At 38.6% G+C, this 15,698-nt stretch carries 10 protein-coding genes; 3 read left to right on the forward strand and 7 right to left on the reverse strand.

Annotated features, from left to right (window positions below):
• Positions 1–399: 399 nt before the first annotated feature.
• Positions 400–1,929 (reverse strand): cardiolipin synthase, encoded by a 1,530-nt coding sequence (cls, locus tag IGJ42_RS15655; protein WP_430615792.1) that lies wholly within the window; start codon positions 1,927–1,929, stop codon positions 400–402.
• A gap of 354 nt (positions 1,930–2,283) precedes the next feature.
• Between cls and IGJ42_RS15660 the strand changes: the two genes are divergently transcribed.
• Positions 2,284–3,705 (forward strand): cryptochrome/photolyase family protein, encoded by a 1,422-nt coding sequence (locus IGJ42_RS15660; protein ID WP_142437241.1) that lies wholly within the window; start codon positions 2,284–2,286, stop codon positions 3,703–3,705.
• A gap of 421 nt (positions 3,706–4,126) precedes the next feature.
• Positions 4,127–4,516, forward strand: a complete 390-nt coding sequence (locus IGJ42_RS15665; protein WP_034871925.1) for a YxeA family protein — start codon at positions 4,127–4,129, stop codon at positions 4,514–4,516.
• 296 nt (positions 4,517–4,812) lie between these two features.
• Here the strand turns inward: IGJ42_RS15665 and IGJ42_RS15670 are convergent, their stop codons facing one another.
• The 6 genes from IGJ42_RS15670 to IGJ42_RS15695 form a co-directional block, all read right to left on the reverse strand.
• The gene (locus tag IGJ42_RS15670; protein WP_008380272.1) at positions 4,813–6,261 is read right to left on the reverse strand and encodes a helix-turn-helix domain-containing protein; all 1,449 of its coding nucleotides are present in this window, start codon (positions 6,259–6,261) and stop codon (positions 4,813–4,815) included.
• Positions 6,262–6,796: 535 nt separating this feature from the next.
• Positions 6,797–8,191, reverse strand: coding sequence for a glutamate decarboxylase (locus IGJ42_RS15675; RefSeq protein ID WP_005233215.1), 1,395 nt, complete (start codon positions 8,189–8,191; stop codon positions 6,797–6,799).
• Between the two features lie 29 nt (positions 8,192–8,220).
• Positions 8,221–9,630: an amino acid permease gene (locus IGJ42_RS15680; RefSeq protein WP_005230559.1), complete on the reverse strand. Its 1,410-nt coding sequence runs from the start codon at positions 9,628–9,630 to the stop codon at positions 8,221–8,223.
• A gap of 25 nt (positions 9,631–9,655) precedes the next feature.
• The gene (locus tag IGJ42_RS15685; protein WP_005230557.1) at positions 9,656–10,297 is read right to left on the reverse strand and encodes a hypothetical protein; all 642 of its coding nucleotides are present in this window, start codon (positions 10,295–10,297) and stop codon (positions 9,656–9,658) included.
• A 1,132-nt stretch (positions 10,298–11,429) separates the two neighbouring features.
• Positions 11,430–12,692, reverse strand: coding sequence for a radical SAM/SPASM domain-containing protein (locus IGJ42_RS15690; RefSeq protein ID WP_005233213.1), 1,263 nt, complete (start codon positions 12,690–12,692; stop codon positions 11,430–11,432).
• Between the two features lie 10 nt (positions 12,693–12,702).
• Positions 12,703–13,971 carry a radical SAM protein gene (locus IGJ42_RS15695; protein WP_005230552.1) on the reverse strand — a complete coding sequence of 423 codons (1,269 nt, stop codon included), beginning with the start codon at positions 13,969–13,971 and terminating at the stop codon, positions 12,703–12,705.
• Between the two features lie 95 nt (positions 13,972–14,066).
• Between IGJ42_RS15695 and IGJ42_RS15700 the strand changes: the two genes are divergently transcribed.
• Positions 14,067–15,674, forward strand: coding sequence for an ATP-binding cassette domain-containing protein (locus IGJ42_RS15700; protein ID WP_005233211.1), 1,608 nt, complete (start codon positions 14,067–14,069; stop codon positions 15,672–15,674).
• Positions 15,675–15,698: the final 24 nt, after the last annotated feature.

Below are 15,698 nucleotides of genomic sequence, written 5' to 3' on the forward strand. Positions count from 1 at the left end.
AATAGGAAGGACTGAAACTGAGACGTTTGTTTCACGATTCGTCATGAAATAGCGCGGAACATGAAAAAGAGGTCTCATTGTTCCCCGCTTCTTCAAAAACGATCTTCTGAAGACACGAGCAGCTCCTAGCATTCCCTCCTCACATAAAAACGGGGCATTACACACAAAAATCGAATGATCGTGGACAGATTCAGGTGAACGCACCGTCTCACTCACCCCCATCGCTTAATCACTACAAATCCTAGCAATTCGCTAGACTCTCCATCCATGCAGCCAATAGATTAGCACAAACAAAAAATGATCCCTAGCTGAGAAGATGCTATCAGCTAGGAATCATAGGACAATCATATATGAGACTGATGGATCAGAATATTTCATTCCTTTGTTCACTATCTTCCTTCAAAGAATCGGAACAAACAAGCCACTGATTTTTTCTTTTGTTTTCGTCAAAAGGCTTCTGGCTTGCCATTCTTCTTTTTCTACTAATTTTGCATGAGCTAAGTCTTCCATAAATTGCTGATTTAACTCTGTGATTATTTTCGACGGCCCATAGATGAACATAGATAACTCATGGTTAAGGTAAAAACTACGAATATCAAAATTTGTTGACCCGATCGTTGCAGCAAACTCATCGACGATCATATATTTACAGTGAATAAAAGCAGTCTCATCATAGGTGTAGACTTCGACGCCGGCAGATAATAATTCATCAATAAACGAATTCGTGCCATGAAAAGAAATTCCTCGATCCCCTTTTCCCGGCACAATCAATTGTACGTTGATCCCACACCGTGCTGCTCTTCTAAGCGCACCTAAACTTTCTTCATCAGGAATAAAGTAAGGCATTGCGATCTTAATCGAATCCGTTGCCTTTCCAATGAGGTCATTAAAGGAATCCTTAATGATTCGCTCGCTATCATAGGGTCCGCCGTAGATTACCTGAACGATTTCCGAACCGCTTTGAACGTCGGTCTTCAACGGAAAATACGTAGCTGTCTGTGTCAAAAAATGAGTGACCGTTTCTTCCGTTTCATCAAGAAAGAGCCAATCATAAATAAAGCACTCTTGTACTTCTAGAACAGCAGGTCCTTCTATCCGGATGTTTGTGTCTCGCCAATAAGAAAACTTACTGCCTCGCCCACTATATTCATTTCCAATATTCATGCCTCCTGTATGTGCAATCTCACCATCAATAACGACCATTTTACGGTGATTGCGCCAGTTCGCTTTATTACTTAGCCAAGGCGAGTTCAACAAATCATACGTGCGTACCTCTACCCCATTCTTTCTCATCAATAATAATAATTGATTAGGAAAGGCGATCGACCCCACGCTATCGTACATAAACCGAACTTCCACCCCTTGTTTGGCCTTTTCGACCAGAACATTTGTCAGCTCCTCCCCTGTTTCATCCCCTTTAACGATATAAAAAAACACATGCACATGATGCTTGGCTTTCTTGATATCTTCTAGCAAAGAAGCGAACGCCTCAGCGCCTTCATTTAATACAGTCAGATGATTATTGATTGTGGGATATTTGCCTGAAAGATGAAAAATCTCAGTGGAGAGATCATGTTTCCCATGAATGACCTCTGAATGTTCTTGCAAAATAGCCGAAACCGTTCGCTGCACTTCCCGTTCATTTTGTATCTGCTGTTTGGGCAACTTCCTTAATCGAGGTTCACGACCAATTAAATAATACAACATGACTCCTACAATCGGTAAAAACAATAAAGCTAAGATCCAAGCAATCTTCGAAGTTCCATCCCTTTGATCAAAAACCACTAAGTAGCCACAAAGAAGAATCGCCAAAATTTCAATGGCCTGCCAAGCATAAATCATCTGATTTAAAAAGAAAATTAATCCAACCGTCACAAGTATCAGTAAAAGCGTTAAAATTTTGTATTGCTGTAATTTGTTTTTGATCATCCTTCACTCCATCCAAATATGCGCTTATTAATAAACGCTAAAGTAAAAAGCCTCACTATATACTATGATTATATACGTTCTCGTTACGCAAATGTAACTCATTTCATCCCCTACTACTCATTTTTTACCTATTATTTATTAAGAAGAGACGATTTGCAGAAACGAAACGGTAAATGACAAGCGCCTATTCAAATCGGTGTACCAATTAAAACAAACCCTGTAAGCATCCCTCGACTTGCTGAAACAGCAATTTTCCTTACGCAATCGCCAAATTTGAATAAATCCCATCTTTCCTTTACTATGAACGAAATCCGATCGTTTTTTTAGCACGGTTATACTATCAAGGAGGTTGTTATGGCAATTCATGTGATGTGGTTTAGAAAGGATCTGCGCTTAGAGGACAATACGGCGCTTACTGAGGCGCTTTTGTCTCTTCAAGCAAACGACCAATTGTTGTGTGTGTTTCATCTCAATGAAAAGCAGTTTCTCCCCGATGCACCAAGCCATGATTACTTTTTTAGCGCGGTTGCTCACTTTATCGAGGCTGTCAAAAAGCAAAATCTGACGATCCACCTCTTGACGGGAACGTTGACAGAAGCCTTTGATCAGTTGTTCGCTTGCTATCCAGAATGGAGCCAGCTTTACTTCAACTTTGATAACCGTGGATATGGTCGTAAACGCGACCTCTACATAAAAGAATTGGTCGAGAAAAAAGGCGTCACTGTCCATTCCTTTGAAGAACATCATCTACACCAACCAACGGAAGTCACCAAAGAGGACAGGACGTATTACAAAAAATTTACGCCCTATTATAAGAAATGGATCCAACTGCCCAAACCGGTGTATCAAAAGCAGGCCCTTGATTTTGAAAAAGCCGCTCATTTTAATGATGCCCCTCACTTCAAAGCAGGGACAGCGCTGCTTGCTGAGGTGCTAAACAATAGAAAGACCGATTTTTCAACGATCGTTGGGGAAGACTATGCGCATAAACAATTGCAGGCCTTTGTGCAAAAGCGTTTGGCTGCCTATGAAAAAGACCGAGATCTCCCTTCAATCAAAGGAACCAGCCGCCTGTCCCCTTTCTTGTCTTTTGGACAAATCTCTATTCGGAAGGTTTGGGCCGCTTGCCAAGGAATGCCACCCAGCACTGGCAAAGCGACCTTTTTAAAAGAACTGGCTTGGCGAGATTTTTATCATATGATCTACTTCACTCATCCGGAGCAAAAAAACTATGAACTCATTGAGAAATATCGAAATATGGATTGGCAAAAGGATGAAGAGGCCTTTAACAAATGGCAAGCAGGACAAACCGGCTATCCGATCATTGATGCCGCGATGCGGCAGCTGAATCAAACCGGTTGGATGCATAACCGTCTACGGATGATCGTCGCTTCCTTTCTAACCAAAGATTTATTGATCGACTGGCGGCAAGGAGAAGCCTATTTTGCTCGACAATTGATCGACTACGACGCTGCCAGCAATATCGGCGGCTGGCAGTGGGCAGCTTCGACTGGCACCGATGCGGTTCCTTACTTTCGAATTTTCAACCCCATCACTCAGGGGAAAAAATTCGACAAAGAGGGGACGTATATCAAACAATTTGTTCCCGAACTCGCCCAGTTGCCGCTAAAATTCATCCACGAACCTTACCTGATGACTGACGAAGAACAAGCCGACCTAAAGGTAGTTTTAGGCACCGACTATCCGTTGCCTATAGTCGACCATAACGAAGCCAGGAAAAGAGCCCTCGATTTGTATAGTAAAATCGAGCCGTAAGCAGCTGTCATGGCCTGCGCTCAAACATTTTCAGTAGAAAAAAAACAGCAAAGACGCTCCGTAAGAGCTCGTCTTTGCTGGTTTTTTATTAAACTGATGCGCCGTTTTTCATCTTTCTATAGTGAAAAAAACAACGACACGTCTTATCAAATAGTCTGCTGGTGAGCATACAAAAAAGAAACATTTTCCATGCTGCGTTTTTTTATTAAGGTTTTTTCGCCTGATTCCGCACTTATTTCTAGTCACTCTAAGCAACAATACCCTGACGATTTATAGATAGAACCCTTTATTAGCGGCGTTCCCCACTTTTCCACGACTGGCTAGTAACATTTCTCCTTGCAAAACTGTTCGTCTGATGAAAGGTCATCTATAGAACCATTCTGTTATAATAGCTCCATATTTGAGGATAAGGATGGTTTATATGAAAAAAATAATCGGATTCGTCTTAGTCGTACTTTTAGGGTTTGCCGGATACAAAGGCTATGAGTATTATCAATCCACCTACTCAGGACAAACAGCTTACGCGTATGTCCCATCTGAGATTCCCCCTAAGGTAGAACATGAAAGTAAAAGTGGCATCGGCGACCAGTCGCCTTGGTATTCTTACGATTACACGTTAAACTTTGTAAAAGAAGATGGCAGCACACAAACACTCGAGGTTTCATTATCAGAAGATAACGCAAAACCCTTAACCCCAAATTCTTATGTAAAAGCGGTGATCAGTGAAAAGCGCACAATAAAAGGCCCGAATAGCGTTGAAAAAGATGCAATTCCCAAAAAGGTTCTAGAAAAATTAGAAAATCAGAACTAACGATTGCAGACTCACATCATTATGTGGGTCTTTTTTTTACATCCTTCCAAAACCAGCATTTTGAATCCCTTCTGTTATTTTCACGCTTGATGTCTTCTGCTCTGTTGCGATACGTTATACAAGGATACTGGACACATTATCTAGCAGAAAGCTGCTTGACTGATCCCTGTTTTCATTCCGTCATCAATGATAAGAGCAATTCAAGCGCCTTTTCCTTTCCCTACTTCGCAGATAATTGAAAAAGCAGCGAATCACCTATCCGTTGACTCGCTGCTTTTTAACTAACAAGTGATGGCTCACACCACAAAAGAATGATACTTAGAATAAGCAATTTGATCGACGATCGCAGAAACCTGATTGACATCTAAATCGGCACCAATGGCGGTCACTTGATAAAATTGGTCATAATTGTTCCCTAATTGGGGGAGATTGGCATTGGAAATCAACAAGTCAAATGTCTCGTCCGGAGTATAGGGTAAAACAACAACATTTTGCTTGCCTTTTAGTTCATTTTTTAACAAGTATATCGAAGCATCCGCCAAAAGACTAGAGCACATATTTAAGACCCCGATCCGTACCCGATATTCTTCTTTAGGCGATAACATATAAATTAAAAAGACTAGGCGTTTCTTGAGATAGTTGAGTTTCGTGGGCGTAAACAAGTTGGTCGGTGCAATAATGTGTTCCAGAATGTCTGAGATCACTTGATCCCGCAAGGAATTGTGAAACATTTTGTGGTAATAATTTAGCGTGACTCGATCGATGGAATAATTCACTCCATGAAAGTAATAAACTTGTGCGATTAAGGAAAAGACATTGGCTTTGATATCGATCGTCGTATGCGAGGCATCAAGACGATAAATGGACTGGATTGCTGCCATGACTTCATCGGTGATCTCAAAGACGGGATTTTTATTAGTGTACAGTCCTAAGCGAAGTTCCTCGTAAGGAATCCCGCCCACCGTAATGAGGAAGAGACAGATAAAGAATGGCACGATCTTCGCTTCATCTACTGAGCAGATACATTTTTTAGAAGCATAGATCTGTCGAATAAAGTGACAGAGGGGCATCTCTTGGCAACGCTCGATTTTGGTTTGTTCTTCCGGACTTAAACTTCCCAAGGTCGTGTGAGACGTGACTTTTTTCATAATCACATACAACCAGATCTTCAGCTGCTTTTGTTGGGCAATCGATAAGGTTATTTTTTTCGCTAACTCCGCAACCAGGTCATCGATCAAAACAGAATCGATCGTTGTTGCACCCATTTTGAAAAAATTATAGTAAAAATAAATGCGTTGTGTCATCGTTCCAACTAGTTTTTTGTTTCTGATCTTTAATTCAAAATGCTGCAACAACTGATTGCACTCAGCAATCAATCGATTGAGGGTCCCCACACTTATGTTTAATTCATCAGCCAAGACGAAGGCATCATAGCCTGCATGTTGAAACAAATAATGGATGATTTGATATTTAGCAGATTTTTTCAATAGCGTGTCGGTCAAATCATCCAGTGAGACACTATCGGTTACTTGCAGTTCCAACGTATAACGATTGATGATAAATGAGACCTTCTCATTTTTTAGTTGCCGTTGAAGGCTCTCTGATAATTTCGTCAAGGTCGGCATCGTAATATCTAATTCCCGACACGCATCACTTTTTTTGATATGACCGGTCGATAAATACAAAAATTTGAGCAAGATATACTCTAATTTTAAGTCCTTATCCAGTAAGTCTTCTTTATACATGACTGTTTTTCCTCCAGTGTAAATCTATATTCATTCAGAATAGTTACAACCAATTTACAGAAAAAGATAGCAGTACGTTACTTATGAAACAAACAAGCGCAGTAAAAACAGGCCCTTTCTACACATACTTTTCCTTCACTTACTCCCCAACAAACCATGACTGACAAACAAAAACCCTCGATGCAAGACGAATTTCCCTAAGAATTCCCTCACGACAACGTTCAAGATTTCCTTTTTGTTTATGTAAAACGTTCTTCTCTAAAAAAATATATTTAGACCATAATAATTAATACTATCACAAGCCAGAAATGTCAATAAATGAAATTATCAAGCGCCATTTTTTTACTTACTCTTAAAAAACGACACTATCAAGTGCTTACCCGTTCTTACAAACAAAAAAATCAAAGGCAGTCGATGCAACCGCCTTTGATTTTTCTATAAACCAATGTTCATTCAGTCTTGCAAAAAACGTTTCATAAAGGGACTTTTTATTCATTGAAAAAAGCAATGAAAGGGTTTCTAGCGATACCGTTTCTTAATGTGAAAAGCCATAGGTTTGATCGGATGAAACATGACGGCTTGGTCGCTTGTTCAAGCGCTCGATTCCTTCTTTCATGTCTTGCACCAGATCCATTGCCATTTGCATACTTAAATCTGCCCGACAGACAAAGCGTTGGATATTGATATGTGATAGATTATCAGGTAATGGATAGGTAGGGACTTGCCAACCTTTCATCGCAAATTCATCCGTCAAATCATACAGATTCCAAGAAATATCGGCATCTTCTTTTAATTTGTAGCAGACGATCGGCAACCGTGAACCATCATTATAAATATCGAAGTAACCCATGTTTTCAATCTCTTTTGCTAAATATTGGGCAACATCGCTGGTCTTTTTGTGGATCAAGCGGTAGCCTTCAAACCCATTGCGGATAAAGGTGTAATATTGTCCGATGATTTGGCTGGCGCTTCTTGAAAAGTTGATGGCCATCGTTGGCATTTCACCGCCAAGATAACTTACTTTAAAGACCAACTCTTCTGGTAAGAAATCTTTTTCTTTCCAAAGCACCCAACCGATACCAGGGTAGACTAACCCATATTTATGTCCAGACGTACTGATGGAACGAACGTTTTTCAAACGGAAATCCCATTCAAGTTCTGGTTCCATAAATGGCGTGTACAATCCCCCACTAGCCGCATCCACGTGGATGTAGACTTTGTAGTCGGTGTGTTTGTTGTATTCCTCTAATTTCTTGTCTAGTGCTTTGATATCATCGTATCGTCCAGTGTAAGTGATTCCTAAAATACCAACGACCCCGATCGTATATTCATCTAAATAGTCCGTGACCTTTTCAACATTAATGCTGCCATGTTCTTCATCGATAGGGATCGTTCGCATTTCAATGTCCCAGTAGACACAGAATTTTTCCCAAACGACTTGATAGGCAGAAGAAATCACTAAGTTTGGTTTTTGTTTATTGATATCTAAGCCAAGTTTTTTTGCCCGATTGCGCCAAGCAAATTTTAAGGCCAATCCACCTAACATACACGCTTCACTTGAGCCTACCGTTGATGTACCGATAAAATCGGACGCTTCTGGGGCATGCCATAAATCAGCGATCATATTGACACAGCGGTTTTCAATTTCTGCTGTCCGTGGGTACTCGGTTTTATCGATGGCGTTTTTATCAAGGGTTTCACTCATAATTTTGACTGCTTCTGGTTCCATGTAGGTTTGACAGAACGTCGCCAAATTTTGTCTTGAGACCCCTTCATCGATCAATTGATCTTTGACTAATTCATAGGCATCCCGCGGTACCAAGGACTCTTTTGGTAATTTGTACATAGGGATCGCTTGATCCATTGCCTCATTCCCATAGATAGGCTCCAAATATTGGGCTTCTTTTCGATTTTTTTTACTAAATAACATGCAGCTCTCCTCCTCATAGGTTGTGCTTTTTATTTTTTATCGCTTGCTTTTTCACCTACATATTTATAGATGACAAACGGTATCACGACAATAATCAGCCAACTGATGATCAAGATGGCTAAATAGGTTCCGCCCTTTCCGGTGCCGATATCGCTCGGTGGAAAGAAGGAAATAAAGAAAGAAAAAATAGAAACAAGCAAACCAACCATCGCAACACCAATTTTCACATTTTTCCCACCAGGAATATGATACGTTCTTGTTAAGTCGTCTTTTTCTTTGACTAATTTAATATAGGAAAGAAACAAGAGGACATAAGCCACCAGATAGATGCAGACCGTCAACGCCATCGCAACGAAGAAGGATAGATTGGCGCCTCCACCGCCTAATGTCAAGACAACCGCCCAAATGGAAACAATGATGCCTTGTACCAAAACGATATTGATTGGGACATTGTGTTGATTGACTTTGGCCATTTGTTTTGGCAGCAAGCCATTTTCAGCTGCTTCAAGCATCGCAGTCGATGGGCCGACCACCCAAGCAGCAATTTCTGCAATGACACCTAAACAGATGACCACGGCAATCAAACGAACCAGCCATTCTCCGCCGCCAAAATGATGGATCAAATAAGAATAGGCTTGAATCACGCCAGTATCAAGAGACAATTGATTTTGGGGAATCGTGGCAGCCACCGTTGCCCCACCTAACGTATCCAAAAGAATCGTTGCTACAACTAAAATCAAAATAGCTTTCGGGTAATTCTTTCCAGGATTGTCCATATCTTTTACGTGACTGGCAGAAGATTCAACCCCTGCATAGGCTAAAATAAAGGAAACAAAAACGACCAGCGTATTGATTTTCGTGAAATCAGGAATCCAAGCGCCTGATCCAAAAGAAACTTTGACGGGATTCCCTTGAGCAATGTAGACAATTCCTAAGATAAAAAGAATGATCCCTGTTGCGACGATCCCCACAAAGAACCCTACTTTGGCAATCTTCGCAGTATTTTTTGTTCCGCCAAATTGCGAGATCGTGATCAGCCAAAAGATCACTAAAGTGGCAATCAGCTTCAGCCAAACATTCGTATTAAGAGCCGGCCAATTTAGGGCATAGGAAAGCGCCCCGACAATAAAGTAAATCATCGTAATAAAGCCTACCGTGATTTGGAACCATTGGAAGAAAATGGCAGCAAAGCCCCATTTTCTCCCTAATGTTTTTGAGACCCAGGTATAGAGTCCCCCTTTTTCCCATCCCTTTACAGTAGCCATCTCCGCAGAGCAAAGGGCTACAGGGATAAACCAGAGGAAACCGCCGACGAGTAAATAAAAAACTAAATTCATCTTCGATGTCGCAAAGGTTGGATACTCATATACCGTCATCACCATTGAAGCAGTTATTGCAAAAAAACTCAACAATGATAGTTTTTTCTTGCTAGTATCCATTTTTTTTACCTCCTATCGTTAGATACTATTTTTCAGCAGCGGAAGATAGATCAATATGGTACGTATGTGTCAAATCTCCATCTGCTTTAAATTCGATTTCGACCGCTTTGATCGCTGGCAAACTTTGTTCTTGCGCCACTTTAAAATGAATAAAGCCATCTTTATGTTTGTCATGGGTCAAAATCTCATCATCTAAGTAGTCCACAAACACTTCCGCTTCTACTTTTTTGCCATCATTCAACACCAAATAGGCTTTGTCAGGTTTGATTTTTTTGTCTTTCGAATCTTCATTAAACAATTGATATTTCAGTGAGAGCAATGTTTTGTATTCTTTGTCTTTGTCTTTGAATTCTTCTACATTCACGATTTTTACATGATTCACTAAAAAGCGAATGTGATCCCAACCAGCATTTTCATAATTCGTTTCATACCAAACGACGTCTTTGATTTTCGGATCGATTCCCTTAGTTACGATTTCTTCAAAATACCCGTCATCACTCAATTTTTCACTTCCCACAACTACTTCATCTGACGAATCGCTGATCAACGTTTCCGTTCCAGACCCAGAGACCACTTCCCCTGATTCTTCCACTGTTGAGCATGCACCTAGAGTAAACAAAACGCCTACACCTAAAACGAAACCTGCAACTAATGATGTTTTCTTCATTGTAAATCCTGTCCTTTCTTTTATTATTTTTATTCCATCTCAGGTATACCATTTAACCCAAAAAAGCGAATACCTAATTTTTTATTTTAAAAACAAAAAAACGCGAAAAATAATTCGCGTTTCGATGCTATCATGAAGTGCAGATAAGAACAATGACCATTGAAAAGAAAGGACTGAGTTTTTTTGAGAGCGCTTGTGGTCGTCCTAACTGCCGTTTTGTTAAGTATCAGCCCTCTTTCAGCTGACTTTTATCTGGAAAAGACGGACAGACATACTTCTAACGCAATGTTTTCTCGGATAGAAGTTGCCCAAAATGAGTGGGCGACTACTGGATCAAAAAGATTTGTTGGAACGCTGATGCTTCCTGATGCAAAAGGCAGCCTGTTGACAGCTGACGGGCATTTTATGAGAAGACCTTCCAAGCTTGCGACGAATAGACGCGTAGCAATAGCAGCTTGTAGGGTTCCAAAAACACCCAAAATCGCACGGGGCAGTCATCTGTCTCAGCGCTGTAGCTCTTTAGCCCCTACGACTTTGCGGTTAGAAAAAGCGTGTCAGGCACGGCAATCAAACGTCCTTAGCTCTCATCCGAGTATCTGGTGTCGTACATGACGCCTTCATCCACAGGGTTTCCGCAGTGATGGCACATAGGTAAGTCAAAAACAAATGATCCTCAAAACGTTTATCCTCCGGCGTATCCTAGACAAATCTACTTCCCCATCCTGAACAAAAAAATAGCCACTACCTACTTTCCACTTACTTGTGCCATCCTCTGCTTGATAAAATGATCAAAATTTTTTGATTGAAAAGAAAAAATTGCCTATTCTGTTTTGATCATTTTTTTAGTGATCGATCATTACTTAGCTAGCTAAGCCCCCCAAACCTCAAGCAGCCCCCGAAAACAGTTTCGGAGGCTGCTTGGGGTGAGCTTTGCTCACTATTTAGTTTTCTTATAAAAATTTTAATATGAGAAATCATTTATTACAATATGAATGAGAAAATTGAGTTACGCTTTCTATTTTCATAAGTAAGTATAGATTCTATTCACAATGTAACATAGTAACCTTATTTAACTAAGCTATTTTTTTAAGAAGACCTTATCAATCTTCTGAAGCAAAAATATTCCACCAGATTATATTAGTCTTGCCGAAGCCATTTTTATATGCTCTTCAATATTGTACTTATAGCTAACGCACTTCGACTCACCTGTATTCATTCGAATTAACGGACAGCCTCCTAAACACAAAGGTTGAACTTTACAACTTGAACATTTCGCTTTCGAAAAAAATTTGTACTCTGTAAATGTTTTATGCACACTGTTCAATTGTATTCCTGTATAGATATCTCCAACTCGTCCAATCGTTTTACCAATATGAACCCAGCATTTATATAAAAATCCATTAGGGTCGATTACATAGTCATCTCGATTGATAGCTTCGCAGAACCCAATCGTTGTCCGTGGTATGGCAACAATATTTATCCCTCTTTCCAAAAGACTTTTATAAACCATTATTTCTTCTTTCGAAAACTCTTGGGATGTATAACATGTGGGTGTTTTGTAGGTATCAAAATCCTCTACCGGCGCAAGATAAAAGCCAACTTTCTTAAGTAAATTAAAATTATCCAGCGAGTTCATCAAACGAATAACATCTTCATGATTATTCTCCCTATCTATATTTACTCTTACAGTTACTGGAATATATTTTAGAGTTTTAACTATATTCTGTAATATTCTTGCAAATGTCCCTTTCCCATTTGTTAAACATCTTCTAGAATCATGATTTATCTGATCCCCATCCAGAGTAATTTGAGCATAATTAACGTGATAACTTTTTAAAAGTTGTGCAACTTTTTCTGTTAGCAAATAACCATTGGATACAATTTCTGCGTTGAAATTTTTATATTTTTTTTCGTTTTTCATTATTATTTCACTTATAACTTTAATAGAGTTCAATCCCATCAAAGGCTCTCCTCCATACCAAATTACTTTCAATGACTGATGGGGTAATACATTTTTAAGAATAAACTCAGCTGTTTTCTTAGCAGTTTCAGTAGTCATAGTATGTTGTCTAAACCCTTGCTCGTAACAATAAAAACAGGAAAAATTACAGTTCATCGTAGGGGCAATTGTGAAAGTTACTTGACTAGGATTATATCGTTTTTCATTTGCCACAGACACTAATCTTGCTTCTTCATCAATCTCATCGGAAACAATGATATTTTGATTTTCTAAATAAGAGAATAATTCTGTTTTCTCAAAGTTATCGTTATTAATAAAAGTCTGTAGATCATGGAACTCGCTTTGAGTTAGTAAAACGATAGCAGAGTATACCGAATTGTACAAAAGTATTTCATTATCCACTTCTTCAACAATCGTATATTGCGATAATTTCATAAAATCACTCCTAATTAAATTGGGTAAAAAATTTTCTGTTACCTAGATTTGTATGCTTTACAAAAGAACGTATGAATGTTTCTCTATCAATTGAATAGTTGGGGTTACATGAAGTATCACACTGTACCTTTCCTCGACACACTGCAATTAATTCACATGAATTACACTGATTGTTGCTTTTCGGAAGAACACTCTTTTGGTCATAAAGGCTATATTGAACATCTTCTGCAAAAGAAGATGATTCTGTAAAACTTTTTATTATTCTACGTTCATAAAAATTTGTTGCATTACATAACCCTATAGATCCATCAGAGAAAAACTTTACAGACCAAGGATTATACGCATCGCACTCAAAGCGATACGAAGAAAATGGAGAGACATTCACCAGGAAACCGTTTTCAATTAGGTGATCAATTGCAGTTGAAGATACCCACTTTAGATATTTTTCATAGGATAATGCATTGAAATAATTTTCATTAAACTCATAGTTATTAATGTAATAGCAATTGATATGGGCTTTGATATCACTTTGGCGGATCGTAACGAGAAAAGACTGAAACTCTTCTGTATTTTTATCAGATGTATTATAACCAATATGGATTTTAACACGTCCGCTCTTAGATGCTACCGCTAGATTTTCAAAAATCTTATCATACGTTCCGCTTCCACTCTTAAGAGATCTATTTCTATCATGATCTTTTCTAGATGTTAGTGTAGTATCGACAATTAAAGAATCAAAATGATTTATAAAATCTGGAGTGAGTAGATAGGCGTTTGTTCCTAAACCATAAGAAATTGAGAGTGATTTCTCTGACGCAATTTGATCAATCTTACTTTTAATTGCGAGAATTCTTTTTTTATAAAGAAGTGGCTCGCCCCCGAAAAAATAGATATATAGTCTCCGAACGCCTAGCTGAGCAATGTCTAAAATGTATTGCATTATATTATTTATCGTCTGATCAGTAATAACATTTTTAGAAAGGAAATCATTCTGGTAACAATAAGTACACGAAAAGTTGCAATCTTCTGTGATATTTATAGTGATAGTAACTAAGTCTCTCTTTAAATTGATTGTTTTCTGTTTATAACTTTCCAAATCACCGTGTATAAATCCATTTTCAAATAAATATTTTCGTTCACCTTCACTTATTTCGCTCGAAATCTCCGTTTTACTTTTCATTTTTTTTGAATCAATAGTAACTATTTCTTGCGTTAATGTATTGCAAAGAATAGTCTCGTTACCGTTCTCAATGATATCGACATACCGTGAAAAACGCATCACCTAACCCCCTTTTTCAATAATTATACATTTCACAAAATAATATTTCAATTTTTTTTTAATTTGTGATATAGTTTTTACATAGGAGGGAGAGAATGAAAAAAATATTAAAAAGAAACCAACCACTTTTCTTTTTGCATGTGATTTTATGCGCAATGGCAGCGCTCATTCAAGTTGGGGTTGCTTTGGTGTATAGACAAATCACCGAGGTTGCTATGTCAGGAGATGTAAAAAGACTTTTATTTATTGGTATATTCGCCTTCTTTTACATCTTATTGAACACGATGAGCGATTTTATTCCAAGAAGAAGTAAATCCGTCTTAGTTCAATCAATAATGAATCAACTGAGAGAGAGTCTCTCGCAGAAAATCGTTCGAATGAATCCGGTACTATTTCTTAAAAATGAGAAAAACGAGTATCTCTCAAAGTTGGCAAATGAAATGAAAGTCGTTGAATTAGAATTTTTAAAGCCCGGATTTGGACTGATTTTAAGCATTTTTACCTTTCTATTCTCTCTTTTATTCACACTAAAATTAAACACTTCTTTTTCATTGATTATGCTGCTCTTAGCTTTTAGTCCTTTGCTAGCCCCTTATTTCGCTAAGCGAATCCTTAGTGATCGTCGCAAGTCCGTTGTTCTGGAGCAAGATCGTACACTTAGTTTATTTGACCAACTTCTCTCAGGATACCTGACCTTACGTGTCGGCAAAGGTTTTCCAACATATACGAAAATTTTTACTAACAGTAGTGAACGATTAAAAAAGGAAAGTATCACTTTTGAAACCTTACAAGGACTGACTTATGCAATTTCTTTTGGACTTGGGGATCTTGCCTATTCAGGGACATGGATCGTTGGTGGTTTCTTTGTTGCTGCCAAAATAATCACCATTCCCGATCTTATTGCGATGACTACACTAATGAGTACGATTGCCGGTCCGTTAGAGTATTTCAGTACTTCAGTTACAGATATTTTAGCGAGCAAGAAGGTCGCGGACGATCTTATAGCTTTCATTGATGGTACCGATGATGATGAGCCCAATCGCTCACTTGAACTTGCAGAACCAATAAATACTTTATCGATTGAAAATCTGCATTTCCATCATGGAAATCGTTTGATTTTTAATGGTTTTACTCAAACATTTGAGCGTGGAAAAAAATATGCTATCACTGGCGCAAGCGGTAGCGGGAAGTCGACACTATTGAATATTTTAGCGGGAATTTACCCTATCGACGATCATCAAGTATTGGTTGACCAGCAAGAGATGAATCAGCTATCTAGAGACTCCCTTTATGAGAAAGTTGCACTTGTCCAACAAAAAACTGCTATCTTCCAGACGAGTATTGCTTACAACGTTTCTATTTTTAGTGAATACGAACTTGAAAAAATCGTTGATGTTTTAAAACGAAGTGGATTAGATGATCGCTTTGATAACAATGATTTAACCGATACGCAAGATAATACATGGATAAACTTTCTTTCTGGCGGCGAGCTTAGACGGCTTGAGATTGCTCGGGCAATCTTTAAAGATTCCGATGTTATTCTTTTTGACGAACCAACATCTGGTCTAGACAGTATAAACGAGATGATTATCAGTGACTTAATCTGCTCACTTACAGATAAAATAATCATTGTCGTTACTCACTCAACAAATCAGGAATTTCTAGGTTCATTTGATGAGCTAATTCAGTTAAATAAATCATGAATTTAGATGATATAGGCCTACCTT

It is taken from the genome of Enterococcus sp. DIV1067f, assembly GCF_050543505.1.
In the GTDB taxonomy this organism is placed as follows: Bacteria; Bacillota; Bacilli; order Lactobacillales; family Enterococcaceae; genus Enterococcus_D; species Enterococcus_D entomosocium.